Origin of the sequence: Halalkalicoccus jeotgali B3 (assembly GCF_000196895.1) — an archaeon.
Taxonomy (GTDB): Archaea; Halobacteriota; Halobacteria; order Halobacteriales; family Halalkalicoccaceae; genus Halalkalicoccus; species Halalkalicoccus jeotgali.
Genome location: NC_014297.1, coordinates 117,480 through 143,551, shown reverse-complemented (window position 1 = coordinate 143,551; position 26,072 = coordinate 117,480). Strand labels below are relative to the sequence as shown.

Annotated in this window: 27 protein-coding genes; 15 read left to right on the top strand and 12 right to left on the bottom strand. The window is 64.5% G+C overall.

Annotated elements, in window-relative coordinates; genetic code table 11:
* Together HACJB3_RS00690 and HACJB3_RS00685 are read right to left on the bottom strand one after the other, a co-directional pair.
* Positions 1-1,179: an aspartate kinase gene (locus HACJB3_RS00690; RefSeq protein WP_008418987.1), complete on the bottom strand. Its 1,179-nt coding sequence runs from the start codon at positions 1,177-1,179 to the stop codon at positions 1-3.
* A 97-nt stretch (positions 1,180-1,276) separates the two neighbouring features.
* On the bottom strand, positions 1,277-2,851 hold the full coding sequence (locus HACJB3_RS00685; protein ID WP_008418989.1) for a DNA-directed DNA polymerase II small subunit: 1,575 nt from the start codon (positions 2,849-2,851) through the stop codon (positions 1,277-1,279).
* A gap of 210 nt (positions 2,852-3,061) precedes the next feature.
* On the opposite strand from HACJB3_RS00685, the gene HACJB3_RS00680 reads away from it, so the two are divergent.
* A complete protein-coding gene (locus HACJB3_RS00680; RefSeq protein ID WP_008418992.1) occupies positions 3,062-3,763 on the top strand; it encodes a S26 family signal peptidase in 702 nt (233 codons plus the stop codon).
* A 13-nt stretch (positions 3,764-3,776) separates the two neighbouring features.
* On the opposite strand, the gene HACJB3_RS00675 is transcribed toward HACJB3_RS00680, so the two are convergent.
* Positions 3,777-5,270, bottom strand: coding sequence for a Cdc6/Cdc18 family protein (locus HACJB3_RS00675; protein ID WP_008418993.1), 1,494 nt, complete (start codon positions 5,268-5,270; stop codon positions 3,777-3,779).
* A 662-nt stretch (positions 5,271-5,932) separates the two neighbouring features.
* On the opposite strand from HACJB3_RS00675, the gene HACJB3_RS00670 reads away from it, so the two are divergent.
* The 5 genes from HACJB3_RS00670 (at position 5,933) to HACJB3_RS00650 (ending at position 8,497) form a co-directional block, all read left to right on the top strand.
* Positions 5,933-6,574, top strand: a complete 642-nt coding sequence (locus HACJB3_RS00670; protein WP_008418995.1) for an Era-like GTP-binding protein — start codon at positions 5,933-5,935, stop codon at positions 6,572-6,574.
* Positions 6,575-6,578: 4 nt separating this feature from the next.
* On the top strand, positions 6,579-6,965 hold the full coding sequence (locus tag HACJB3_RS00665) for a DUF2073 domain-containing protein (RefSeq protein WP_008418997.1): 387 nt from the start codon (positions 6,579-6,581) through the stop codon (positions 6,963-6,965).
* A 2-nt stretch (positions 6,966-6,967) separates the two neighbouring features.
* Positions 6,968-7,447: a Zn-ribbon domain-containing protein gene (locus HACJB3_RS00660; protein ID WP_013199316.1), complete on the top strand. Its 480-nt coding sequence runs from the start codon at positions 6,968-6,970 to the stop codon at positions 7,445-7,447.
* A 178-nt stretch (positions 7,448-7,625) separates the two neighbouring features.
* A complete protein-coding gene (locus HACJB3_RS00655) occupies positions 7,626-7,718 on the top strand; it encodes a hypothetical protein (RefSeq protein WP_008419000.1) in 93 nt (30 codons plus the stop codon).
* Complete coding sequence (locus tag HACJB3_RS00650; protein WP_008419002.1) at positions 7,718-8,497, top strand: DUF7089 family protein; 780 nt, start codon at positions 7,718-7,720, stop codon at positions 8,495-8,497. Before HACJB3_RS00655 ends, HACJB3_RS00650 begins: the two co-directional genes overlap by 1 nt.
* A gap of 6 nt (positions 8,498-8,503) precedes the next feature.
* Here the strand turns inward: HACJB3_RS00650 and HACJB3_RS00645 are convergent, their stop codons facing one another.
* Positions 8,504-9,082, bottom strand: a complete 579-nt coding sequence (locus HACJB3_RS00645; protein ID WP_008419005.1) for a DUF7090 family protein — start codon at positions 9,080-9,082, stop codon at positions 8,504-8,506.
* Between the two features lie 93 nt (positions 9,083-9,175).
* Between HACJB3_RS00645 and HACJB3_RS00640 the strand changes: the two genes are divergently transcribed.
* Positions 9,176-9,856: a class I SAM-dependent methyltransferase gene (locus tag HACJB3_RS00640; protein ID WP_008419007.1), complete on the top strand. Its 681-nt coding sequence runs from the start codon at positions 9,176-9,178 to the stop codon at positions 9,854-9,856.
* Positions 9,857-10,043: 187 nt separating this feature from the next.
* Here the strand turns inward: HACJB3_RS00640 and HACJB3_RS00635 are convergent, their stop codons facing one another.
* The 4 genes from HACJB3_RS00635 to HACJB3_RS00620 are packed head-to-tail and all read right to left on the bottom strand — an operon-like array spanning position 10,044 to position 14,861.
* On the bottom strand, positions 10,044-11,594 hold the full coding sequence (locus HACJB3_RS00635) for a stage II sporulation protein M (protein ID WP_008419008.1): 1,551 nt from the start codon (positions 11,592-11,594) through the stop codon (positions 10,044-10,046).
* A 55-nt stretch (positions 11,595-11,649) separates the two neighbouring features.
* Entirely contained in the window at positions 11,650-12,213 is a 564-nt protein-coding gene (locus tag HACJB3_RS00630) for a hypothetical protein (protein ID WP_008419011.1), read from the bottom strand.
* A gap of 1 nt (position 12,214) precedes the next feature.
* A complete protein-coding gene (gene glyS / locus HACJB3_RS00625; RefSeq protein ID WP_008419012.1) occupies positions 12,215-14,017 on the bottom strand; it encodes a glycine--tRNA ligase in 1,803 nt (600 codons plus the stop codon).
* Entirely contained in the window at positions 14,007-14,861 is an 855-nt protein-coding gene (locus tag HACJB3_RS00620; protein WP_008419014.1) for a CBS domain-containing protein, read from the bottom strand. Before HACJB3_RS00620 ends, glyS begins: the two co-directional genes overlap by 11 nt.
* Before the next feature lie 174 nt (positions 14,862-15,035).
* Here HACJB3_RS00620 and HACJB3_RS00615 point away from each other — a divergent pair, with 174 nt between their 5' ends.
* The 6 genes from HACJB3_RS00615 (at position 15,036) to HACJB3_RS00590 (ending at position 22,193) form a co-directional block, all read left to right on the top strand.
* Positions 15,036-15,206, top strand: a complete 171-nt coding sequence (locus HACJB3_RS00615; protein ID WP_238532777.1) for a DUF7556 family protein — start codon at positions 15,036-15,038, stop codon at positions 15,204-15,206.
* A 37-nt stretch (positions 15,207-15,243) separates the two neighbouring features.
* Positions 15,244-15,663: a PPC domain-containing DNA-binding protein gene (locus HACJB3_RS00610; RefSeq protein WP_008419018.1), complete on the top strand. Its 420-nt coding sequence runs from the start codon at positions 15,244-15,246 to the stop codon at positions 15,661-15,663.
* Positions 15,664-19,167, top strand: a complete 3,504-nt coding sequence (locus HACJB3_RS00605) for a DNA polymerase II large subunit (protein WP_008419020.1) — start codon at positions 15,664-15,666, stop codon at positions 19,165-19,167.
* Between the two features lie 545 nt (positions 19,168-19,712).
* Positions 19,713-20,936 (top strand): cytochrome P450, encoded by a 1,224-nt coding sequence (locus HACJB3_RS00600; RefSeq protein ID WP_008419022.1) that lies wholly within the window; start codon positions 19,713-19,715, stop codon positions 20,934-20,936.
* 38 nt (positions 20,937-20,974) lie between these two features.
* Positions 20,975-21,298: a DUF7130 family rubredoxin-like protein gene (locus HACJB3_RS00595; protein ID WP_008419024.1), complete on the top strand. Its 324-nt coding sequence runs from the start codon at positions 20,975-20,977 to the stop codon at positions 21,296-21,298.
* Positions 21,299-21,302: 4 nt separating this feature from the next.
* Positions 21,303-22,193: a ketopantoate reductase family protein gene (locus tag HACJB3_RS00590; RefSeq protein WP_008419026.1), complete on the top strand. Its 891-nt coding sequence runs from the start codon at positions 21,303-21,305 to the stop codon at positions 22,191-22,193.
* On the opposite strand, the gene HACJB3_RS00585 is transcribed toward HACJB3_RS00590, so the two are convergent.
* Both HACJB3_RS00585 and HACJB3_RS00580 read right to left on the bottom strand, forming a co-directional pair.
* Positions 22,190-22,552, bottom strand: a complete 363-nt coding sequence (locus HACJB3_RS00585) for a NifU family protein (protein WP_008419027.1) — start codon at positions 22,550-22,552, stop codon at positions 22,190-22,192. The two genes, HACJB3_RS00590 and HACJB3_RS00585, sit on opposite strands and share 4 nt — an antisense overlap.
* 43 nt (positions 22,553-22,595) lie before the next feature.
* Positions 22,596-22,913: a DUF5783 family protein gene (locus HACJB3_RS00580; protein ID WP_008419029.1), complete on the bottom strand. Its 318-nt coding sequence runs from the start codon at positions 22,911-22,913 to the stop codon at positions 22,596-22,598.
* Positions 22,914-23,200: 287 nt separating this feature from the next.
* Here HACJB3_RS00580 and HACJB3_RS00575 point away from each other — a divergent pair, with 287 nt between their 5' ends.
* Positions 23,201-23,857, top strand: coding sequence for a helix-turn-helix domain-containing protein (locus HACJB3_RS00575; protein WP_049934185.1), 657 nt, complete (start codon positions 23,201-23,203; stop codon positions 23,855-23,857).
* A 1-nt stretch (position 23,858) separates the two neighbouring features.
* Here the strand turns inward: HACJB3_RS00575 and HACJB3_RS00570 are convergent, their stop codons facing one another.
* Entirely contained in the window at positions 23,859-24,215 is a 357-nt protein-coding gene (locus HACJB3_RS00570) for a DUF7475 family protein (RefSeq protein WP_008419033.1), read from the bottom strand.
* A 31-nt stretch (positions 24,216-24,246) separates the two neighbouring features.
* A complete protein-coding gene (locus tag HACJB3_RS00565; RefSeq protein ID WP_008419035.1) occupies positions 24,247-25,656 on the bottom strand; it encodes a single-stranded-DNA-specific exonuclease RecJ in 1,410 nt (469 codons plus the stop codon).
* An 83-nt stretch (positions 25,657-25,739) separates the two neighbouring features.
* Here HACJB3_RS00565 and HACJB3_RS00560 point away from each other — a divergent pair, with 83 nt between their 5' ends.
* Positions 25,740-26,066 (top strand): hypothetical protein, encoded by a 327-nt coding sequence (locus HACJB3_RS00560; protein ID WP_008419037.1) that lies wholly within the window; start codon positions 25,740-25,742, stop codon positions 26,064-26,066.
* The last annotated feature ends 6 nt before the right edge of the window (positions 26,067-26,072 follow it).

Below are 26,072 nucleotides of genomic sequence, written 5' to 3'. Positions count from 1 at the left end.
CTAGAACGCTTCCTGGAGCACTTCGAGAGTGTGCTCGCGGTCGGCCCACGGGACGAAGACGGCGACGCTCGTCGCGCTCGTGATGACGTCGTGGACCGTAATGCCCTCCTCGGCAACCGGCGTGATCACGCCCTGGATAATTCCCGACTGATTCGGTAGCTCCCCGCCCGTTACGCGGATCACCGCGAAGTCGCTTTCGAGGGTCACACTCGAGAGCGAGTCGTCCTCGATGACCGACTCGTGGAGGATCGCCTCGGTCCGCTCGGCCTCGTCGCTGTCGACGTAGAAGGTCACCGAGTCCATCCCGCTTGCGACCGCATCGAGGTTGATACCCTGTTCGGCGAGTGGCGTCGAGAGGTCCGCGAGGATCCCCGGTCGGTTGCGGATGGCGCGCCCGGCGATCGTCACGCAGGCCAGCGGTTCCTCGCGCATATCGACGAGGTTCTCGAACTCGCCCTCGATGCTCGTTCCTCCAGTCAGGAGATCGCCGTGTTGGTAGTGGACGACCCGGACGCCCATTCGCCCGTCCTTATACGAGAGCGCCGAGGGGGCAACGACCTCCGCACCCCGGAACGAGAGGTTCCGTAGCTCGTCGACGCTTATCTCGCCGACGTTTCGCGCGCCCTCGACGACCGAGGGGTCGCCGGTCATCACGCCCTCGACGTCGGTGACGATGACGACCTCGTCGGCGTCCATGTACTTGCCCAACATGACGGCCGTCGTGTCGCTGCCACCCCGCCCGAGGGTGGTGACGCTGCCGTCGTGAGTCTCGGCGAGAAAGCCCGTGATGACCGGAACGACCCCGTCGAGGTCGGCGGCGAGTTCCTTCGCGCGCCGTTTGGTCTCCTCGACGTCGACCTCGCCGTACTCGTCGGTGACGATCGGCCACTCGTCCTTGCCGGGTTCGACGAAGATCGCCTCGACCCCGCGAGAGGCCAGCGCGGCCTTCAGCATTCGCACGGAGGTTCGCTCGCCCATGCTGACGATCTCCGCGCGGTCGGCCTCCTCGGTCTCGAAGGTGATGTCGTCCAGGAGGTCGTCGGTCGTCGAGCCCATCGCGCTGGCGACGACTGCGATCTCGTGGCCGCCCTCGACCGCACCCGCGATCGAATCGGCCGCACGATTGATCCGGTCGCCGCTTCCCAGACTCGTCCCGCCGAACTTCGCTACGACGCGCATACGTCCTCACCCGCGTGTGTCGTGCTCATGCCGGAGAATAACAAAAGCGGACAAATAACCCTACTCATCCGGGGCAGAATTGCCCGACCTGGCATCGTCAGGTGAACTTCCGGGCAGTCACGTCGAGCGTATCCAGATCCACGATCGGGGCGTAGCCCACGTCGGGGTCGATGTTGACGCTCTTCTGGAAGGCGGTCTGTTCCTGCCAGCACCCGCTGTTGATCGCGGTGACGTTGTGATAGGTGCCGAAGCCGAGCTTGTGGACGTGGCCCGTATGGAAGACATCGGGTACCTCGTCGATCACCAGGTAATCGCGCTCCTCGGGGGCGATGCGCATCTTCCCGCCGTATTTGGGCGCGACGTGGCGTTTCTTCAGGAGGTGGTACATCGCCTTCTGGGGATCGTCGTAGCTCGCTTTTTCTTCGGGGAGGTCCGCGATGATCTCGTCGAGGCTCATCCCGTGGTACATCAGGACCGAAACGCCCTCGATGGTCACTGTGGAGGGGTTGCCCGTGATCCGGGCGTCGTGGGCGCTCATGATCTCCCGGAGCTCCTCGTCGAAGGCGGGCTGGGGCTCTGCGAGGCGCACCGCGTCGTGGTTCCCGGGGATCATGACGATCTCCAGATCACCGGGGACTTCCTTCAGGTACTCCGCGAACGCCTCGTACTGCTCGTAGATGTCGATGATCGAGAGCTCCTCGTCCTGGTTCGGGTAGACGCCCACGCCCTCGACCATATCGCCCGCGAGCAGGAGGTACTCGACGGACTGGGCCTCCTCGGTGTGCAGCCAGTCGGCAAAGCGGCTCCACGCGTCGGCGGCGAACTCCTGACTGCCGACGTGGACGTCCGAGATCAGCGCGGCCTGGACGTGCCTGTCGGCCGTGTTCGGTTTGTGGGTGTGAGGGACGTCGGGGAAGAAGATCTCGTCGGTAAAGAGGATGCCCGCGTCGTCGGCGAGCGTACCCCGAACCGCGATCACCTCGTCGTAAACGAGTTCGTTGACGAGATCCGCGATCTCGCGGTCTTTCATTACCAGACAGGGAAAGACGCCGGTGGTGTCCTCCAGTTCGATCAGCCAATGGCCGCTGGCGGTCGAGCGGATGTCGTTGACCATCCCGATCATCTCGGCGTTGCCCCCACCGGGCATCGACTGGATCGCGTCGGCAGGACGGTGGTTGACTCGCCTCCTTAGTTTGCCGGCGAGGCGTTCGTAGCGGTCCCGAAAGACCGTCACGAAGTCGGAGTACTCGCCGGTACCCGTACTCTGTCCGGTGATGTCGCCGAGTATCTCGACGAGCTGTCTCCCGGACTCGACCGGGACCCGCCCGTCCCCCATCGCGGACGTGTCGACCTCTGCTTCGACTGGAACCGTTTCAGCTGAATTGGTCGCTTCGTCGTCCGTTTTTGCAGGAGAAACAGGGGGGTTCGACGCCCGGGACGGAGAATCGTTCGCGTCCCGACGGGGTGACGCGTCGCGGCGTTCGTCCTCGAAGAGTCCCCGGAGCTGCTCCCCGGTGACCTTCAGCGCGTCGGCGGAGACGGTCTCAACGGCCCGTTCGATGGCGTCTTCGGGGTCGGGCGTGCCCGCGATCAGGGTAATGGCCTCCCGATCCGCGTTGTATCCGCGGGCAGCGAGTTCGGCGACGATCCGTCTGTCCGTCTCTTCGGCCACGGCTTCAGGGTACTCCGAGCGAGATCAAAAGCGTGGCGAAAACCCAGAAGGTTGAAATCCGAACCCCTAGTATGAGAGGTAATGAGTCCTCCCGGCGATGGTAGGTCCCCGGCGGACGACGAATCGGCACGATCCGCTCGCGCCGACGATCGTCCCCAGACGGTACGCGGTTGGCTTCGCTGGTTCTGGACGGTCGATCACGGGAGTGCAATGGTCGCCCGCGAGTTCCTCGTTAGCGTCGGTTCCGTCCTTCTCGTCGGTCTGTTGTTGTTCTCGCTTTCGGGCGTCTGGCCGCCGATGGTCGCCATCGAGAGCGGCAGCATGGAGCCGAACATGCAGCCCAACGATCTGGTCTTCATCACCGACAACGACCGGTTCATCAACGACGGCGCCACCGGCGACACCGGCGTGGTTACCGCGGAAACGGGTCGGGAGACGGGTTATAAGACCTTCAACGGACCCGGCGACGTGATCGTCTACGAGCCAAACGGCAACGACCGTCAGGTACCGATCATCCACCGGGCGCACTTCTGGGTCGAGGAGGGCGAGAACTGGTACGACCGCGCGGATCCCGACCACGTCGGCAATGCCGACAACTGCGGGGAGCTTCGTAACTGCCCGGCGCCCCAGTCGGGGTTCATCACCAAGGGCGACAACGAAGTGACAAATCAGCGTTACGACCAGGTTCGCGGGCTCTCGGGGCCGGTCAAAGAAGAGTGGGTGATCGGTACCGCCGAGATCCGTATCCCGTGGCTCGGCTGGGTCAGACTGCAACTGGCTGAGCTCGCTGCCGGCGGCGCCCCGCAGGTGATCGTCGAGTCCGGACTCGATCCGGCCACGCTCGAGGGGCCAGTCGCAACACCGAACACCCCGCGAGCGGGTCTCGGTGGGCTCGGATCAACACCGGCATAAAAGCGCCGCCCCGTCAGTTGTCGAAGCGCGCCTGGACGAACGGCTGGATCTCCTCGATCTCCGAGAGGCGTGAATCGGCCAGCAGGACCGCCTCGGTCTCCTCGGTCGGTACGGAGAGGCTGATCTCCTTGGTCCGGCCGTACCGTCCCTTCGAGACGACGATCGCGTTGACGATCCCGAGCATGTCGAGTTCGCTGATCAGGTCCGTCACCCGGCGCTGGGTCAGTACGTCGGCGTCGATCTCCTCACAGAGTCGCTTGTAGATGTTGAACACCTCGCCGGTGTTGATGTTGTGGACGCCGTTTTTCTCCAGGAGGATGATCGAGAACAGGACGAGCTTTGACTGGGTCGGGAGGGTGCGAACCACCTCGACGACCCGGTCGAGTTCGATCTTGTCCTGGGCCTTGCGGACGTGGCTCTCGTCGACGTGCTCGGACTGGCTGCGTTCGGCGAGCTCGCCCGCCGTCCTGAGGAGGTCGAGCGCCCGGCGAGCGTCGCCGTGTTCCTGGGCGGCGAAGGCCGCACACAGCGGGATCACGTCGTCGGTCAGGGCACGCTCCTCGAAGGCGATATCCGCGCGATGCTGGAGGATGTCACGGAGCTGATTAGCGTCGTAGGGCGGGAAGACGATCTCCTCCTCGCCCAGTGAGGACTTCACCCGAGGGTCGAGGAAGTCGGTGAACTTCAGGTCGTTGCTGATCCCCATGATCGACACTCTCGAATTATCCAGCTCGGAGTTCATCCGCGAGAGGTTATAGAGGGTGTCGTCGCCAGATTTCTCGACGAGCTTGTCGATCTCGTCGAGCATGATGACGACCACGCGCTCGCGGTAGTCGACGGCGTCGAAGAACTCCTTATAAACCCTGTCGGTGGGCCAGCCGGTCATCGGTACCGGCTCCATCTCCTCCAGTTCGTCTTCGAGAGTCTCGATCCGGGAATCGATCCCCGTCGTGCTCTCGAAGGGGGTCGCTTCGAGTGCAGTCGATCCCTCCTCGACGGCCTCGCGGAGGTCGGCGAGGTCCGAGAGCCGACGCTCGACGTGGGCCTCGTTCTGCTCGATGAACTTGTTGGCGAGTTGGGCGAGCACCCGATACTGGGTATCGGTCACCTCGCAGTTGATGTACTCGACCTCGCAGGGGACCTCATACTTCTTCGAGGTCTGTTCGAGTTCCTGACTGACGAACTTCGCGCTCGCGGTCTTTCCGGTCCCCGTCTTCCCGTAGATAAGGATGTTCGAGGGCGTCTCGCCCCGGAGGGCGGCGACGAGGATCGTCGCCATCTTGTTGATCTGATCCGAACGGTGGGGGAGTTCGTGGGGCGTATACGAGGGTCTGAGGACCTCCTTGTTCTCGAAGATCGGTTCCCCTGAGAGGAGGTCATCGAACAGCCCCTGGGATGGCTCCCCGTCGGGATCGTCCTCGAGTACCTCCTCGACGTCGACCGCAAAGGAACGATCCGGAGCCTCCTCGGACGGGCGGTCCTCGGGTGGGGAATCGTTCCCTGTCATGGATTGGTGAACCGCGACCGGCGTACCCCTTTGTTTCAACTGGAGTCCAGAACGCGCATCCCCGAATCACAGCGGAGAGGAGTCGAGACACCGGTTCACTCGGGATACGGATGCTGGTCGGTCGTCAGTCGATGCAGGCGAACTCAAGGTAATCGAGGGTATTAAAACTGTCTTTAGCGATCGAATCCTCCCCTCGCGACGAAGAGACGTTTATCGAGACGAGTTCGAACCCCCCCACCCCTTCGTTTCAACTGGAACCGCTCAAGAGTCCCCCCCCTCCCGTGGTCGTTCTAGAAGGGAAACAGCTAAGTCAAACACAGAACAACCATATCCGTACTGCAGTAGCAGATATGAATTCAACTAGAAATAATATTATATAGATAATATTAGCTAGTGGAATTAACTCCCATCCGGAGATCAGCCTCGTTCCTCCACCGGTCTCCAGTTGAAACGAAGGGGTGGGGGTTGGGAGTGATGGGCCTCTCGTGAGGTCGATACCGGCTGGGACGCTTCTTTCGCTGATCCGTCACTTCTGCAGTCGCTTCCCGAATCGCCACCGCACGACGTTATATAATCTATTGTAGGTATGTCTGACGCAGGCTTAAGTACTCCTGACTATTCGTCTACGCGCATGGACGCGCCGTCTGGCGCGGGAGGACAGGATGGGACTGTTCACAGATATCAAAGATAGTATCTCACGCGCGGCAGACCGGCTCTTCGCTACCGATACCCAGAAGCGGATCGGTATCTACGGCCCTCCAAACGCGGGAAAGACGACGCTCGCCAATCGAATCGCTCGCGACTGGACCGGGGACGCCGTCGGCCCGGAGAGTCACGTACCCCACGAGACCCGGCGTGCCCGCCGCAAGGAGAACGTCGAGATCAAGCGAAACGGGCAGTCGGTCTCGATCGACATCGTCGACACGCCCGGGGTGACGACGAAAGTCGACTACAACGAGTTCCTCGAGTACGACATGGAAGAGGACGACGCCGTCCGGCGCTCCCGCGAGGCCACGGAAGGCGTCGCCGAGGCGATGCACTGGCTTCGCGAGGACGTCGACGGCGTCATCTACGTGCTCGATTCGACGGAGGACCCCTTCACACAGGTCAACACGATGCTCGTGGGGATCATCGAGAGCCAGAACCTGCCGGTCCTTATTTTCGCCAACAAGATCGACTTGGAGGGGTCGAACGTCAAACGCATCGAGAACGCCTTCCCCCAGCACGCAACGGTCGAGCTCTCGGCGCTCGAAGGACAGAACATGGACGAAGTGTACGACAAGATCGCGGAGTACTTCGGGTGATACGATGGCCGAAATAACCGGTTCGGACGACAATGGGGTGCAGATCGACCTCATCAGCGGCGAGCGCATGGACGAACTCGCGAGCATGGAGAAGATCCGGATGATCCTCGACGGCGTCCACGAGGGAAACATCGTCATCCTCGAGGAGGGCCTGACCCCCGAGGAGGAGTCGAAACTCATCGAGGTAACGATGAGCGAGATCAACCCCGACGGGTTCAACGGCATCGAGATCGAGACCTACCCCAAGTCCCAGACCGGCGGAGGCGGCTTCCTCGGACGGTTGATGGGCAAGGAGGAGACCAAGAAGCTCACCGTCATCGGGCCCGCGAACCAGATCGAGACCCTCCACAAGGACGAGTCGCTCATCAGCGCGCTCGTCTCCCGGCGATAACCGTGCCCCACCAGTGTACCGAGTGTGGTCACTCTTTCGAGGACGGCTCCAAGGAGATGCTATCGGGCTGTCCGGAGTGTGGTGGCAACAAGTTCCAGTTCCTTCCCGAGGGGGCAAAGCAGGCCGACGAGTCGGATCCCGAGCCCGATCTGGCTCCCGACTCGCCGGCCGAGCAGCCGACGTCGACCGACGGCCCCGACCGCGAGGACCGCGCGCAGGCCGATGCCCGGTCGTCGGTCGTCGACGCCGACGAACTGTCCGAGGCCACGAGCGAACCCGCTTCCGAGGACACACCCGACCTCTCACAGCTCCGCGAGGAGCTGAACGACCAGTTCGAGAGCATCCGGATCGTCGACCACGGCCAGTACGAACTCAACTTGATGGAACTCTACAAGCGCGAGGAGTTCATCATCGCCCTCCAGGAGAACGGCCGGTACGTCATCGAGGTCCCCGAGTCGTTCCGGCGCGGCCCCGAGAACTGACAACCAACCGACCTCCACACGCCCGAGAACCCGTTCGTTTCGTCTGCAACACGTCTAGAATCACTGACGAACCGGCTGATCGGGGTTTCGTTCCACCCGAAAGGGCGGTGGTGTCGTCTCGGATCGCGTGAGGATCGGATGCTCACCCTTTATACGCCGGGCCGCCGATTCGAGCGGTATGAGTCAAGCTACGAAAGTCGTCGTGGGAACGGTTGCGATCGCGGCGGCCGTATCGCTCGCGCTGGTCGCGTACTACGCGTTTCTCGTCTGATGTTCGCTGAGCGGCCGCTCTCGCCCGCCCTCTCACGCGTGCGCGAAGAACACGCCCCCGGAACGCTAGTAGTCGACTGCGAGAGCGACTTCGAGACCCTGCCTCCCGAGGCGCTCGACGATCTCGCCGTGATCACCGAGGAGATCACGCCCGTCAGCCACTCCGACGAGTGGGTCCCCGAGGACGCCCCCGCGATCCCGCGGCGGTACGTCGGCTCGGACCTCGTCGTCGTCACTCCCGGGGCGGGCAGCGTCGCGTGGACGACACAGACCGTCCCACCGATCTGTTTCGTCAAAGCGCGCGTCGAGGGCGTTCCCGAGGCGTTCGTCGACTTTCTGATCGCCGAGTCGCTCGTCGAGATCGGGTTCGACTTCCCCGAACAGTTCATCGGCTTCTTCGGCGAGGAATACCCCCGACTCGCGCTGGCGACGGGGCTCGGCCCAAACGCCACCTACCAGATCGCGACGGCCCTCTTTGCGGGGTGGCGCGGGCTTTTCACCCGCGAGGTCTTCGCGGAGTGGGAGAACGAGGAACCCGCCCTGTACGAAGCGTGGGTCGACGCGGGCGAGCGCCTCGAAGGCCGGGTCGGGGAACTCCCCTCGCTGGTGGCGAGGAACGAACTCGACTTCGCGGAGGCGACGGAACTGGCCTGTAGCGCGATCAAACACGACCTCGACCTCCCTGCGCCCTTCGGCGCGCTCGATACCGAAGCGTATCGCGAGCACGGCCCGGCGTTCGCGCTCCGGTGGGCCGAAAAGACGTTCGACGCGCTCGAGTAATCCCGGTCAGAACTCGCACCTGACGCTTCCGTCGGCGGTCAGGTCGACGGTGCCGTCGAACAACTCGACGTACTTCTCGGTCGTCTCCTCGTCGTGGACCTCCTTCGAGAGGTGAAAGAGCCCGACGGCATCGTACTCCGCGAGGAGGTCGAGCAGTTCGCCCATCGCCTCGTAGACCTCCTGTTCGTCCGCGTAGTAGGCGAGCTCGGTGACCGAGTCGACCGTCAGGCGGAGTTTCCCGTCGTGGGTTTCGAGGAAGTTCCGGGCCTGCGAGACGATCCCGTCGAGGTCGTGGGGGGCCGAGACGTAGTGGACCTTCTCGCCGCTTCGCCGCGAGTAGCCCCGCTCGACCGAGAGGGTATCGAGGATGACGGCCCGGGATTCGTCGACGTCGTAGTACTCGAGTTTCTGTTCGACCTCGCGGGCGGTGGTTCGTGTCGAGATCACCAGGAAGTGGTCGGTGTCGGTCGCGAGGAAATCGGTGTCGATACGGTCGGTCTCGCCGGTGCTCGGATGGAGGAGGAGGACCCCGGTCCCGCCCGGAACCGTCTCGGGTGCCCCTTCGATCGCCAGCGCGTAGTCCATACCACAGCCACCCGACGGATCGACTTAAGCGTACGTGGATCGCACCCCGTCGGACTCCGAACCGGTTTTGCCCCCGCCGCCCGACCACCACGTATGAGCGTTCGCGAGGAGTTCGACGACTGGGCGAGCGAGGGGAGGGATCGAGGCATGGAGGATCGCCACTGGCACACCGCCAAACACGTGCTGGCCCGCATGCCCGTCGAGGAAGGAGATACCGTCTTCGACCTCGGAACGGGGTCGGGCTACGCGCTGCGGGCGCTCCGGGAGACGAAGGGCGCCGACCGGGGCTACGGGCTCGACGGCTCGCCCGAAATGGTCCGAAACGCCCGCTCGTACACCGATGACCCCTCGATATCGTTCCTGCTCGCGGACTTCGACTCGCTCCCGCTTGCGACGGATTCCGTCGATCACGCCTTCTCGATGGAGGCCTTTTACTACGCGAGCGACCCCCATCACACCCTCTCGGAACTCGCCCGGATCGTCCGGCCCGGCGGCACCTTCTTCTGTGCGGTGAACTACTACGAGGAGAACGTCCACTCCCACGAGTGGCAAGAGCGCATTTCGGTCGAGATGACCCGTTGGTCGTGCTCGGAGTACCGCGAGGCGTTTCGAGAAGCGGGCTTTCACGTCGCCGAGCAGGACAACGTCCCCGATCGCGAGGTCGAGATCCCGGACGAGAGCGCGTTTCCGACCGACGACTGGGAGGACAGGGACGAAATGGTCGAACGCTACCGAACCTACGGGACCCTGCTGACCGTCGGAGTCGTCCCGTAGCTCCACACGAAACGTACCCCGTCGTACCGAGACGTTCGGTCCCCGATCGCGCTCGCTATCGGGTGTGAGAACGCACCGCGTGGATCGACGGCCGTTTCAGAGCCGGAAGCGCTCGATCGTTTCACCGAACTATCGTCCGTGATAATTAGAGTGTGTGGCGTTCACAACCCCTCTGTTTCGGCTGGAGCTACAGAAACCACCCGGCGATACGTGGGGTGAGGAACGCCTCGACGAACGAGGCGACGACGAAGACGGAAGCCAGACCCACGAGCGCCCAGAAGGCCAGCCGGATTTCGCTCGCGAGGGCCGCGTCGTCGACGGTTCCACGGGCACGCCGCCAGCTCGCATAGCCAAGCCGGAGTCCGAGCGCGCCCGAGGCCGCGAGCGCCGGGACCTCGAGCAGCGCGTGCGGGACGACGAGTGCCGCGACGACCGGCAGGTCGGTACTGAGGCCGGCGACCAGCCCGACGATCGCGCCGTTGAACAGCAGGTTGACCACCGTCGGGAGCCCGAAGGCGAGACCGGCGAACGTCTGGCCGACCGCGACCAGCCAGTTGTTCGCGGCGATCATGACGAAGGTATCGACCGGGAACGGGCCGAAGACCGCTGTCGGGTCCCCGACCTCGCCCATACCGAGGGCGAACTCCCCGACCGCGAGATACCCGCCGAGGGTGCCGAGCCCGAACACCAGGAGACACACCCCCGTCAGCGCGAGTCCCGTCGTCGAGAGGACGGCCGAGCGAAACGCCCCCGCGCTCGCCGCCCAGCCCTGCCCGAGGCGCGCCCGTAGCCCGCGGCCCTCCGCCGAAAGCAGCGGACGCGTCTCGACGCGCCCACCCTCGGCGTAGATCCCCGTCTTCAGGAGGTGGAGGAAGGGGGTGACGAACACCAGCGTGAGGATGCTGGCGACCTGCGAGACACCGAGGACGGCAAACAGCGCCGTCGCCCCGCCGACCGCGGCCGTGAGTCCGAGCGCGACGAGGAGATAGGCCACGAACGCCCCGGGGCGTCGCCGGAGGAACCCCGCGCCCCGCCTGACCCCGTCGACGGTCCCGACGCGGTCGACGACCACCGCCTGTGGGGCGAAAACGAAGACGGCGGCGATCGCGAGCACCGAGAGCAGCCAGACCGGGGCCAACAGCGCGGCCCCGACAGCGATTACGAGCCCGAGCCCGGGATCGGCGGCGTAGAGCGCGCTCGCGACGAACACCACGAGACCATAGACGACCGTCACCAGCGCGTAGAGGCCGTACTCGAACAGTGCGAGGCCGACGAAGGGCTTTAGATCCCCGATCGCCCCCGAGACGCCGGCCTCGACCGGCGAGCGCTCGCCGAGGGCGGCGTAGACGGTGTGGATCTGGCCGGCGTGGAAGGCGGCGCCGACCAAAAGCCAGATCGCCAGCCCGAGCAGGACCGAGACGCCGACGACGACGAGCACTCCTGGCGTGAGGAGGCCCGCGAACGCCTCCTCGAGGCGCTCGGTCGGGATGGCTTCGGGATCGACCGGCTGGGACCCTGCCTCCCCGAGCGCCTCGGGGTCGGTCGCGGCGAGGGCGTCCTCGAGGGGGGCGAGGCGACCCTGAACGAGCAATAGGAGGTAGGCGAGACAGAGCCCGAGCAGGGGGATCGTTCGGGCGACGGTGCCGGCGCCGTAGCCGACGAAATAGGCGGGGAGGATCGCCGCGGGCCGCTCGACCAGCGTCGAGAGGGCCCCATCGAGCGCGTCAGTGACCTTCATCGGCCGGGAATCGGGCTGTTAGTCGCATAGTGGTTACGGCCCGCCCGACGAGCGCTCAGATCGGCCCCACGAGCGTAACCCCGAGCCACATCGCGAGGGCCGCCCCGATCGGGATGGTGAGGTTGTCGTCGACGACGTACTCCCGGATCGACAGCAGGTAGCCGTCGGCGGCCGTCGCCGCCAGCGCCCCGCAGACGGCGACGATCGGCGGGACGAACGCGAGCGCGAACAGCAGGCAGACCACAAAGACCGCCCCGAGCGCTACCGGCGATTTCGTCGCCGCGCCCTTGCCCAGGTAGCCCCCGACGGGGTCGCCGATGGCGAGCATGAACATCGCGGGCACGCCGATCGCGGGCGGGAAAGCCAGCGCCACGACGGCCATCCCGACCATGTACAGCGCGTAGCCCGCGACCTTCTCGTGTTCGTACTCGCGGGTGAGGTTCTCGTAGATCCACCACTCCAGCCCCGAGCGGAGCCGCACGAACTCCAAGCCCATCGCGAGAACGACCCCGAACGCGAGGATCCATCCCAGCTGCGCCCACGTGAGAACGCCGAGCAGATAGCTCGCGGGCGCGAGCGCCCCGCTTGCGTGCACCAGCCGCCGGCCGATCTCCGCCACGTTATTGGGTCGCGTTTTCGGCCCCGGCCGATAGCTTTTCGTATTCCTCGCCGAGGGCGTCGAACGTCCGCTCGCCGCCACGCAGACCGTCGAGGACGCCCACCAACTGTACGATCGGGACCCGAACCTGCGTCGTCGAGTCCCGATCGCGCAGCGTCACCGTCCCGTCTTCGAGGCTCTCGTAGTCGACGGTCACGCAAAACGGCGTCCCGACCTCGTCCTGGCGTCGGTACCGGCGCCCGATGTTGCCCGAGTCGTCGTAGGCGACTTCGAGCCCGGCCGCACGGAGTTCGCTCGCGAGTTCGCGCGCGCGCTCGCCGAGGCCGTCCCGATCCATCAGCGGGAAGACGCCGACCGTCGTGGGCGCCATCTCCGGGGCCAGCGAGAGGTAGCTCCGTTCCTCGCCGTCGACCTCGTCCTCGCGGTAGGCGTGGGCGAACAGCGCATACAGCGTCCGACCCACCCCGAAGGAGGGCTCGACGACGTGGGGCGTGACGTGCTCGCCCGACTCGGTGACCTCCTCGATCGAAAAGCCAGTCTTCTCGGTCGGTACCTCGTAGCTCTCGTCGTCGAGTTCGACGGAGACGGTCTCGTCGTCGAAGGCGCTCCGATCGCGCTCGGCGAGCGCTTCGAGCGCGTCAGCGATCTCCGCCGCTTTCCCGCCGAACTCCGGTCCGAGATAGCTCATGTCCGGATCGACCGTCGCGCGCTCTGTCGTGATCGGCTCGTCGTACTGCTCGAAGACCGTAAAGTCCTGGTCGGCGTGTTCGGCGTGTTTCGAGAGGTCGTAGTCGCCCCGGTAGGCGAAGCCGGCGATCTCGACCCAGTCGCCACCGAGTTCGGCCTCGGCGTCCCAGCAATCGCTCGCGTAGTGGGCCCGCTCCCCAGGTAAATGCTGGCGGAATCTGAACCGATTCATGTCGATGCCGACCCGCTCGTACCACTCCTGGGCGATCCCGAGGTAGTAGGCGACCCACTCGCTTGCGATGGTGCCATCGGCGACGGCCTCGCCGATGGTGGTCGTGACGTACTCGCGTCCCTCCTCGCGCTGGTTCTCGATGGGATAGAGCGTCACCTCGACGTCCGATACCCGCGAGAGGTCCGGTTCGTCGCGCTCGGGGTCGACGAACTGCTCCAGTTCGGCCTGCGTGAACTCCCGAACCCGGATGATACCCTTGCGGGGGCTGATCTCGTTGCGGTAGGCCGGGCCGATCTGCGTGACGCCGAAGGGGAGCTGGTTGCGGGCGTACTCGGCCAGTTGGGGGAACTCGACGAAGATCCCCTGGGCCGTCTCGGGGCGCATGTAGCCCGTCTGGCCGCTCCCGGGCCCGATCGTCGTCTCGAACATCAGGTTGAACTCCTCGACGGGCTCGCCCGCAAGCGCGGCCCCACACGAGGGACAGACGAGCTCGTGCTCGCGGATCAGCTCCTCGACCTCCGAAATGGGGAGCGCTTCCGCGTCCTCGATCGCGGTGTTGTCCTCGATCAGGTGGTCCGCGCGATGGCTCTCGCCACACTCCGCACATTCGACGAGCATGTCGTCGAACCCATCGAGATGTCCCGAGGCCTCGAAGACCGCCTCGGGCATGACCGTCGGCGCCTCGATCTCCCGGTTGCCCTCCCGAACGGTAAAGCGATCGCGCCAGGCGTCCTCCAGGTGGCGCTTGAGCGCCGCGCCCTCGGGGCCGTAGGTGTAAAAGCCCGCGACGCCGCCGTAGACGCCGTTCGAGGGGAAGAAAAAGCCCCGGCGTTTCGCGAGTTCGGCGAGGGTGCGGCCCTCGGAATCGCGGTCGCTATCGCTCATCGAGCGCCTCCAGCAGGTGGGTGTCCTGGACGATGCCCACGAGTTCGTCGCCGGCCATCATGGGGAGCTGCTCGATGTCGTGGCGGATCATGAGCTGGGCGGCCTCTTGGGCCGTTCGCTGTTTGGTCACCGTGACCACGTCCTCGGTCATGAACTCCTCGACCGGCGCGGTCGGGATCTCGACGTTTCGCGTCGGCAGGTACCTGCTGCCGACGGCCTTGATGCTCTCCCATTTCCAGTCGTCGTCGTCGCTGGCCATGCTGTCGCCGGTGCGTTCCTCGCCCTCGACGACCTTGGCGACCTCGATGACGTCGACCGCGGTGAGGATCCCACAGGTATCGGCCTCCTCGTCGAGGACGATCGCATAGGGCTCGTCGGCGTAATGTAGCTCGCGTTCGGCGACCGGCAGCGGCGTCCCAGCGTAGACGCTGTTGATGTGACGGGCCGCCAGGTCGCCGATCTCGGCGTCGCCGGCGACCTCGCCGTTCGCGATCGCTCGGATCACGTCGGTGATCGTCACGATCCCCTCCAAGCGCCCGTCGACGACCGGGACGCGCCGTGCGCTCTTTCTGAGCATCAGCCCCGCGAGCTCCTCGATCGAGGTCTCCTCGGTCGTCGTCGGCACCTCCTCCAACAGCAACGCGAGTTGGTCCTCGTCGGGGTTCTCGATCAGCCCCTCCCGGGAGACCAGCCCGCGGAACGTCTCGGTGCCGTTCTCGTTTTTGATGACCGGCACCGAGGAGAACTCGCGCTCCTGGAGGTATTCGAGCGCATCGTCGCGCGAGCCCGGCAGCTCAACGGTCACAAGCGCCGAGCGCGGCGTCATCGCGTCTGTGACCTTCATGCTCCCGGAATATGACCTCGGTCGTCTTGTACCCCCCGGTCTCCCCCCACGTCATCCCGCGAGCGAACACCACCCGCACCGACGACCGGCACGCGCATGGGATTGATGATGGGGCCGATAAATCCGCGCCCGTTCTCCGAGAAGTTTATAAGTCACGCTATCGATTGTCATATCATGTCCACGAAAGCGACCCCTGCGTCCGCTGTGGATGGCGAGACCGAGGTTCTGACCTCGATAGACGACGCCGACGGCGAGGACCGCGTTATCATCGCCGACATCACCGCCGACGGGGCGTGGCTCTCCATGCCACTTAGTGACGCGGCGTCGCTTCCGGACTGCCGATAGAGAGGCTTTTTGACGCTCGGGTTCGTTGCCCTCCCGCATGCACTACCGCGAGGTCCGCACGAAACGGGAGTTCGTCGCCCGGATGGAGACCGGTGCCGACTGGCGCGAGGAGCTAGAGACCCTCGCCGAGGAGGCGGAGATCGACGCGGGCTTTTTCTACGCGCTCGGGGCGGTCCAGGACGCTGAGATCCACTTCTACGACCAGCGCGAGAAGGCCTACGACGCCGTGACGTTCGAGGAGCCCCTCGAAGTCGCCGCCTGTATGGGTAACATCTCCTGGCTCGACGCCGAGCGCTTCGCACACACCCACGCGGTGCTCTCGCGTCCCAGCGGGCAGGCGATTGCGGGCCATCTCGACTCCGGGACCGTCTTCGCCGGCGAGTGTTACATGCGCGAGTTCGAGGACGACCTCGTCCGCGAGCCCGACATGACCACCGGCTTGGACCTCTGGCTGTAGATGCACGAGGAGGACGAACGCTACTTCGAGCGGATCGAATCCCGGCTTGACGAGGCGTTCGACCGGGCCGAGCGCGCCCGTGAGCGGGGTGGCGATCCTCGCCCCGAGGTCGAGATCCCCGTCGCGAAGGACATGGCCGACCGGGTCGAGAACATCCTCGGGATTCCCGGCGTCGCAGAGCGGGTTCGCGAACTCGAAGAGGAGATGAGCCGCGAGGAGGCCGCACTCGCGCTCGCCGAGGACTTCGCCGAGGGGCGGGTCGGCGAGTACGAGACGAAAGGCGGGAAGATCGAGGGCGCCGTGCGGACCGCGGTCGCGCTCCTGACTGAGGGCGTGGTCGCCGCCCCCATCGAAGGGATCGACCGCGTCGAACTGTTGGAGAACGACGACGGCACCGAGTGTGTACGCGTCTTCTATGCCGGGCCTATCAGATCGGCGGGCGGGACCGCACAGGCGCTGTCCGTCCTCGTCGCCGACTACGCCCGGACGCTGCTCGACGTCTCGGAGTATCAGGCTCGCGACGACGAGATCGAGCGCTATGCCGAGGAAGTGGGGTTGTACGACAAAACCACCGGATTGCAGTACTCCCCGAAGGACAAGGAGACGAAGTTCATCGCCCGGAACTGCCCCGTCCTCCTCGACGGCGAATCGACGGGCGACGCCGAGGTCTCTGGCTTTCGTGACCTCGAACGGGTCGGCACGAACAACCCGCGCGGTGGGATGTGCCTCGTCCTCGCGGAGGGGATCGCGCTCAAGGCCCCGAAGATCCAGCGCTACACCCGCGAACTCGACGAGGTCGATTGGCCCTGGCTGCAGGACCTCATCGACGGAACCATCGGCGAGAGCGACGACAGCGACGAGGACGGCGGGGAATCGACCGAGGAAGGGGACGTGGCGTCCGACCCCGAGTCCGACGAGCCCGCCGGCCCGCCGCGGGTCGAACCCGCGACGAAGTTTTTGAGGGACCTGATCGCCGGCCGGCCCGTCTTCTCACATCCCTCACGGCCGGGCGGCTTTCGCCTGCGCTACGGCCGGGCGAGAAACCACGGCTTCGCGACCGGCGGCATCCACCCCGCGACGATGCATATCGTCGACGACTTCCTTGCGACGGGCACCCAGATCAAAACCGAACGGCCGGGCAAGGCCCACGGGATCATCCCCGTCGACACCATCGAGGGGCCCACAGTTCGATTAGCCAACGGCGAGGTGCGCCGGATCGACGACCCCGCCGAAGCGCTCGACGTGCAAAACGGCGTCGAGAAGATCATCGACGCCGGCGAGTACCTCGTCAATTTCGGGGAGTTCGTCGAGAACAACCACCCGCTCGCGCCGGCCTCCTACTCCTTCGAGTGGTGGATCCAGGAGTTCGAGGAGAGCGCGGCGAACGTCCAGGCGCTTGCTGACTCCCCGCACGTCGACCTCGAATCGCCCACCGTCGAGGAGGCCCTCGACTGGGCGGTCGAGTACGACGCCCCGCTGCATCCGAACTACACCTACCTGTGGCACGACCTTTCGACGAGCGAATTCGAGGCGCTCGCCGACGCCATCGACGGGGCCGAGGTCACGGCCGGCGAACTCGAACTGACTCGAACACAGGTGGTTCGCGAGGCGCTTGAGACCCTGCTGGTCGAACACCGCCAGACCGCGGAAACCCTCTCGGTACCCGAGTGGCGCGCGCTCGTCGCGACGATGGGTTTCTCGGAGGAGCTGATCCGCGAGTGGGACTCGCTCTCAGAGGAGGCCCACGCGTGGGACGACGGGACCAACGCGATGAAGGCCGTCGAGGAGGTCGCACCCTTTACCGTCAGAGAGCGCGCCCCCACCCGGATCGGCAACCGGATGGGTCGGCCCGAAAAATCCGAGAAGCGCGAGCTCAGCCCGGCGGTGCATACCCTCTTTCCTATCGGCGAGGCCGGGGGCTCCCAGCGCAACGTCGCGAAGGCAGCCCGCCACGCGCCCGATATGCGCGATACGCCCGGCGAAGTCGAAGTCTCCATCGGCCGCCGGGAGTGTGCGGACTGTGGAACCCGTACCTTCCGCGGTGACTGTCCGGATTGTGGGGGAAACACCTTCCCCCACTACGAGTGTCCCGACTGTGGGACCGAACTCGAACCCGACGAGGCGGGTCGCGTCGAGTGTCCCCGCTGTGAGGTCGAGGGAACCAGCGTCGACCGACAGGTGATCGACCTCGACGGGATCTATCACGACGCGCTTTCGGCCATCAACGAACGCGAGGGCTCCTTCGAGATGCTGAAAGGGGTCAAGGGCCTCACCTCGTCACACAAAACGCCCGAACCGATGGAAAAGGGGGTCTTACGCGCGAAACACGGCGTCAGCGCGTTCAAGGACGGCACCATCCGCTACGACATGACCGACCTCCCCGTCAGTAGCGTCCGGCCCGAAGAGCTCGACATCTCGGTCGACGAGTTCCGCCGACTGGGCTACCACGAGGATATCGCGGGCGAACCGCTCGAACACGACGACCAGCTCGTCGAACTGAAAGTCCAGGACATCGTCCTCTCGGACGGCGCGGCCGAACACTTACTGAAGACCGCGGACTTCGTCGACGACCTGTTAGAGCGCTACTACGGCCTCGACCCGTTCTACGAGGTCTCGGAGCGCGAGGAGCTCGTCGGCGAACTCGTCTTCGGGATGGCTCCTCACACCAGCGCCGCCGTCGTCGGGCGGGTCGTCGGCTTTACGAGCGCTGCCGTCGGGTATGCCCATCCGTACTTTCACGCCTCGAAGCGACGCAACTGCGACGGGGACGAGGACTGCGTAATGTTGTTGATGGACGGCCTGCTCAACTTCTCGAAGGAGTATCTGCCCGACAAGCGCGGCGGGCAGATGGACGCGCCATTAGTTATGTCCTCGCGGATCGACCCCGCCGAGATCGACGACGAGGCCCACAACATGGACGTCGTCGAGCGCTATCCCCTCGAATTCTACGAGGCGACGCTTGAACTGGCCGATCCCGGGGAGGTGGATATCAGGCTCGCGGAGGAATCGGTCGGAACCGACGACCAGTATCGCGGCTTTTCTCACACCCACGACACCTCGAACATCGCGCTCGGGCCGGACCTCTCGGCGTACAAGACCTTGGGATCGATGATGGACAAGATGGACGCTCAGCTCGAACTCGCGAGAAAGCTGCGGGCGGTCGACGAAACGGACGTCGCAGAGCGCGTCATCGAGTACCACTTCCTCCCCGACCTGATCGGGAACTTGAGAGCCTTCTCCAGTCAGGAGACGCGCTGTCTCTCCTGCGGGAAGAAGTACAGGCGAATGCCCCTCTCGGGCGACTGCCGGGAGTGTGGCGGGACGGTGAACCTCACCGTCCACGAGGGGTCGGTGAGCAAGTACATGGACACCGCAACGCGCGTCGCCGAGGAGTACGGCTGTCGGGAGTACACCAAACAGCGCCTCGCGATTCTGGATCGCTCGCTCGAAAGCGTCTTCGAGAACGACAAGAACAAGCAGTCGGGAATTGCGGACTTCATGTAATATGATATAAATATATAGGGTACTGTCGTATTTAGATAAGTAGATTATAGCTTATTAAGAGCAATAGTGTTCCTAAGGCACTAAATACAAATGCCGTTTTTTCTGACCTAGAGTGTACGGAATTGCTGCGTACAAGAGCGTGAGAAATGAACCATAGGCGACTACAGACGTGGTAAGATAGTGATTGCCATACGAGACAATAATTCTAGCAGATTGTAAATAGGCAACAAGAAGAGGTAAAAATAAGAGACCAGTATACATTTCAAGCTCTCTATTAGAAATATGAATATAGTCTATACTTGACTACTAATATAGTAACGAGTAATTCCAAGTAAAATCGGGATAAGAACACTAGTCAGTTGTACAATACTCATCGCAAGTTCGACATCAGATACCATTAAAAATCTCTCTTAGTACATTCATCGTAATATCTTTTCACATCCTCTAAACAAAAGATATCTACTCTCTCATTAGGGCTCTGTTATAGAATGGCCCTATACTCACATCAACAAAAAGTTGATGCGTGTACTTATCCTACTGACAGTATGAGTTCAGCCGAACCCCAGGGCCTGCAGGCGTTTCCCGAGGAACTCTCGACGCGCGAGGCGTGGCTTGAACCGTACGGGTGGTACCGCGAGATGCGCGAGAACGAACCGGTGCGCTACGACCCCGGGCGCAACTCGTGGGACGTCTTTCGCTACGCCGACGTCAAGCGGATCCTCAACGACGACGCGACCTTCTCGGTCGATCCCGAGAAGGCCACGGACTTCGTCGAACCCGAGGGCGAGGGCGAGGGACTGATCCTCGATACGATGCTCTTCGAGGACCCGCCGCGCCACGACGACCTACGCGGGGTCGTCGAGGACTCGTTTCGTCCGCGGGCGATCCGCGAGCTCGAACCCCGGATCCGGGAGCTGACCCGGGAGATCCTCGACGACGCACTCGAAGGCGAGGGCGAGATGGATCTGGTCTCGGAGTTCGCCTACCCGCTACCGGTCGTGGTGATCGCCGAGTTGCTGGGCGTGCCCGTCGAGGACCGCGACCGGTTCAAGGAGTGGTCCGACGCCATCGTCTCCTCGGCGAGCGACGACGAGGGCGGCGCGGAGTTCGCAGAACGCCAGCAGGAAGTCCAGCGCGAGATGGGCTTTTATTTCCTCCAGCTCATCGAGGAACGCCGCGAGAACCCCCGTGATGACCTGATCTCGACGATCGCGACCGCCGAGATCGACGGCGAGCCCCTGCCCCGCGAGGAGGTGCTTGGAACCTGCATACTGTTGCTCGTCGCGGGCAACATCACGACGACGAACCTGATCACCAACGCCGTCCGCTGTTTCGGCGAGAACGACCTGTTCGGGACCTACACCGATGCGGGTGCGGTCCCGACGCCGGCCATCGAGGAGACGCTTCGCTATCGGGCGCCCGTACAGGCGATGACTCGCATCGCGACCGAGGACGTGACCGTCGGCGGTGAGACCATCGGGGCGGGCGATCGGGTCATCGCTTGGATGGGCTCGGCCAACCGCGACGACCGGCAGTTCCCCGAGGGCGACTCCTTCGTTCCCGATCGCTCGCCCAATCAGCACCTCGGGTTCGGCCACGGCACCCACTACTGTCTCGGCGCGCCGCTCGCTCGCTTGGAGGCCGAGGTCGCCCTCTCGGAGCTGTTCGACCGGCTCGCAGGCGTCGAGTTCGCCGACGCGAGGCTCCAACCGACCCGCAGCTCGTTCATCTACGGCGTCGAGTCGCTGCCCCTGCGATACTCGGTCTGAAGCGGAGCTTTATGCCGTCTGGCGTTCATCCGTTCCCTATGAACGACGGCGAAATACCCGACGACGTCAGCGAGGAAGAGATCGATCGGATCGACTTCGGGCAGTCGGTCTTCGACGGCGAGGGCAATCGCCTCGGGAAGGTCCGCGGGTTCGACAACGCTGGCTTTTACGTCACGATGCGCGAGGGCTACGAGTCCATGAGCGTCGAGCACGCCCGCTCGGGCGGGGAGTTCGGGGAGGCAGAGCTCATGTGGCGCTGCATGGAGTGTGGCGAGATGGGCCGTATCGACGAGGGACTCCCCGGGGAGTGTCCCAACTGTGGCGAACCGCGCGAGTCGCTGATGTACTGGACCGAAGACTAGCGGCGTGAGGATCGTCCTCTTCGGCGCGGGGAGTTTGGGGAGCCTGCTCGGCGGACTGCTCGCGCGCGAACACGACGTCGTCCTCGTGGGACGCGACCCGCACGTCGCGGCGATCCGTGAGGACGGTCTCCGAGTCGGCGGCGAGTTCGACTATCGTATCGATCCCGAGGTGACGACCGACGGGACCGGTCTCACGGCGGCTCTCGCGTTGGTCACCGTCAAGAGCTACGACACCGATGAGGCCGCCCGAACCCTTTCGACCGGCGAGTTCGGAACTGCGCTCTCGCTGCAGAACGGACTGGGAAACGAGGAGCGCCTCGCGGCCGAGCTTGACTGCCCAGTACTCGCCGGCACCGCGAGCTACGGGGCGCGTCTGATCGAACCGGGCGCGGTCGAATGTACCGGACTCGGGCGAGTGGTTCTCGGCCCACCCGAGGGTGGTGAAAGTACGCTCGCAACAATGATAGGTGAGGCGTTCGCTGAAAGTGGGCTCGAGACGACGGTCGCCGACGACATGCCCCGACGGCTCTGGGTGAAATGTGCGGTCAACACTGCGATTAACCCGTTGACGGCGCTTACCGGAACGAAAAACGGCGTCGTTCTCGACGAGCCGGCGTGGCCGATCGCCCGCGAAGCGGCCCACGAGACCGCCCGCGTCGCCCGCGAAAGCGGTGTCGACCTCTCCGAAGAGATGGTCGTTGATGCGCTCGAACGGGTCGCGAGCGCCACTCGCGGAAACACCTCCTCGATGGCTCAGGACCTCCGGAAAGGACGGCGAACCGAGATCGACGCCATCAACGGCTACGTGGCCCAGCAAGCCGAGGGGTCGGTCCCGACGAACGCACTGCTAACCGGTCTGGTAAAAACGTGGGAGAACTCGCACGGATCGGGTTAGAACGGCGCCTGCGGGCCTTCGTCCGTCGACTCGTCGTCGGTGGTTTCGCCGGGGAACGAGGGGCTCATGCCGCCACCGCCACCCATCCCGCCGTCGTCGCCCATGCCGGTCTCGGCGTGGACCTGGTTGATCTCGGGGATCTCCTTGACCATTCGGCTCTTGATCGCCTGGATCGTCATCGGGGAGATACCACAGCCGCTGCAGGCCCCGCCGAGCTGGATCGTCACCTCGCCGCTCTCACGGTCGAGGTTCTGGATGGCGGCGCTGCCGCCGTGCATCTGGATCTGCGGGAAGTTGCGCCGCAGGAAGTTCATGACGCGATCGTTGAGGTCGTCCGCTTCCTGCGTCTCGGTACTCATGTTCTCGGGTAGGAAGCGAACGTTGATAGACCTTTGGACTGTCTCAGCGCTCGACGCCGAGGACACGGTGAAGCTCCGCCTCGATCCGCTCGACATAGATCTCGAGCACCTCCTCGAAGCGCTCGCGCTCGACGATCACTCCCCCCAATCGGCCGTAGGGGTTTTCGGGGAGATCGACCGAGAATTCGCCGTTTTCGTACTGGGGTTCGCTCTCGTTGAGTACCTGCTGGTCGATTCCGTGGACCAGTTCGGAGTCGTAGCGCTCGTTCATGTACTCGAAGGCGTTCTTGTAGGCTCGCTGGAGCTCGTTGAAGTAGTGGACGTACTTCTCCTCGAACTTCTCGGGGTCGAACTCGCTCATACCCGCCTCTCGGTCGGCCCGGGTAAAAGCGGGACGGTGTCGCGACCGAATGGTTCTCTATCGTCGCTATTGATTTATCACCGCTCGTCGCGTCGGAGTTCGGGTCGAGGACGGGGTGGTGACCGAGCGGACTGACGGAACCGAACCTCTCTTCTACCACGTCCGGTACTCCGTATCGGTCTTCGGCTGGATCTCTCCCTGATAAATCCTCTCCGACGATACGAAACTACCCGTTCGGGGGACGTCGTTTCAAGGGGTGTATTACCCCTGCGACCATACGACGGCCCATGAGCGCTACGATAGTCGAGATGGAACTTCCGAGCGAGGAGTTCGCCCTCTCCCAGACGCTTTCGAGGGTCGAGGACGTCGAGTTCGAGGTCGAGCGGTTCGTCGCCCACGACGATGATCACGTCATGCCCTTCGTTTGGGTCAGCGACGGGGACGGCGATCGGATCCGGACGGAACTAGAGGCCGACGAGTCGGTCGAGAACATCGAACTCGTCTCGGAACTCGACGGCGAGTGGCTCTTCCGAATGGAATGGGTCGATCACATCGAGACGCTGATCCACATCCTCGTCAAAGAGGAGGGATCGATCCTCGCCGCGTTCGGCGACGAGTCGGGCTGGCAGATCCGCGTGCTCTTTGCCGACCGCGACGGGCTCTCGCGGACCTACGACTACTGCCGGGACGCCGGGCTTACGGTCGACATTCGCAGCATCTACCAGCTCGACGACGGGCGCGAGGGTCGCTTCGGGCTCACCGACGAGCAACAGGACACCCTCGTCGCCGCCTACGAGCGCGGGTACTTCGACGTCCCGCGGAAGATCACGCTGACGGATCTCGGCGAGGAGCTCGGCATCTCACACCAGGCGCTCTCCGAGCGCCTCCGACGTGGCGAAAAGAGCGTGCTCAAAAACACCGTCATCGTCGGTGCCGAGGACTGACTCACCGACCGCGGGCGTACAGAGCGACGAGCAGGACGATCAACAGCGCTTGTGCGAGTTTGTCTATCGCGTCGATCGTATCGAGGCTCCCGAGGGTCGGCCCGACCACGAGATACCAGAGCACGATCTGGACCGCAGTAAACGGTACCCCGATGGCGTAGATCAATCGCCGTCGATATCCCACGAGTACGAGGGCGATTCCACCGAAAAAGCCCAGCCCCGCGAGCACGAAGCTCACCTGGAACGGGAGAACGGGAAAGATCACGGCCAACAGCAGGTGGATCAGCCCGCTTATCGCCGCGAGCGCGATAGCAAGCCAGTGGATCGGGGTCAGCGAACTCGTTTCGAAACGTACCATACCCCTCGTACGACTGCCATGTACTTCCCTGTCACGACAGTTGTTCGCCGACGAGGCGATCCGCGCGAGCGACGAACGCCTCGCGCTCGTCCTCGGGGATCGTCGCTCCGGCCGCCACGTCGTGGCCGCCACCGTCGCCGCCGACCGCGCTCGCGGCCGCGCCCACCACCGCAGAGAGGTCGAGTCCCCGACCTACGAGGGCGTGGGTTCCCCGGGTCGAGACCTTCAGCGTCCCCTCGTCCTTCTCGGCGAAGGCGACGATCGGCACCTCGGGATCGACCCCGTCGGACCCGAGCGCCATTCCTGCGACGATGCCGACGATCGTCTCGGGGATCCGGTCCCCGGCGTCGAACCACTGGAGGTTCGTCTCGCGGGTGACGCCGATCTCCTCGACCCATCGCAGCCCCGCCGAGAGGTTGCGTCGGTGGTTTCCCAACAGCCCTCGGGCTTCCTCGAGTGCCCGTCCACGATCCCCGAGACAGACTGCGAGGCCGACGTCCGCGCGCTCGTAGCGCGCCGTCGAGTTCAAGAGCGTGGAAAACTCGCTCGCGTCACGGAGTTCGGTGCCCGGTTGCTCTCCCACGAGCGTGTAAGTCGTCCCGATCAGCCCGTCGATCCGCTCGCTCGGGACGCCGCTTGCGACCGCCCGCCGGACCAACGCGCTCGCGACCGTTCGCTGTTCGGTGTCGTCGAGATCGACCCACCGGCGCCACTCGCCGCCCTCGCGCAGGTCGACGTCGAGGTCGTCGAGAAACCGTAGGGTCCCGTTGGTGTCGCCAGAGATCCCCGGAATCGCCACGTCGCTCGCGTACTCGAGCAGCTTCGGGAGTGGACGGGTCTGCGTGCCGTAGATCGCCAGATCCGTGCCGGTATTCAGTATGCCCGCCTCGCACCCCTCCTCGACGATCGCCGCGTTCGCCCCGACGAGTTCGCCCTCGCTCGATTGCATGTCCCCGACCGCCCCGACGACCGCCAGCGCCGCCAGATCCCGGTTGTCGGTACCGTCTTCCAGCGCGCGTGCGAGGAGATACGCCGTCCCCGCACCCGACAGCTCCGTTGCCCCGTTCAGCCCTTCGAGCAGCGGGTTACAGTGAAAGTCGGTCCCCGCGTCTGCGGGCTGGTGGTGATCGCAGATCACGGGCGTGAACGCGCCCCGATTTTCGTGGGCGGCGATCAGGTCCAGTTGGCCGCTGCCGAAGTCCGTAAAGAGGACCGTCTCGAAGTCGCTCGCGGCGATCCGTTCCAGCTCCTCCGAATCGAGCTGTTTGGCGAACGTCGCCTCGAAGCTGATTCCGGCGCGTTCGAGCGCGCTGGCGGCGATCCCCGCGCTCGTCAGTCCGTCGGCGTCGATGTGGGAGGCGAGCAACACCGCCTCGGCCTCGCGGAGGCGGTTCGCACAGGCGCTCGCGCGGGCGTCGAGTTCGGGGACCGGGCCGGCCATTAGTGCTCCTTTACCCATCACCGGGCATAAACTTCCGGAGTCGCCCACCGAGCGTTTATCCCCGCCATCCCGTATCCCTCACCATGCTCTCGGATTCGAGGGTGACGCTCCTCACGAAACTGCTGGTCGTCGGGCTGCTCGCGGTTTCGCTCGTCTCGGCGTATCTGATCAGTCGTCGGTCCGGCCCCGTCGCTGCGCTCCCGAGTCTGATCGGCGTCTACATCACGCTCACGCTGGCGGTCGGCGTCTTCGCCACGAGCCTGCTCGACCCGCGCTTTCAGGTCGCGTTCGCGTTCGGCATCGTGATGGTCGGGGTTTCGATGTACGTCACCGAGAGCGCCCTCGTCGGCGCCCTGTTCGTGGTCGTCGGCCTGTTCTGGCTGGGGACGAAGGGCCGCGAACTCACGTGAAGGCGA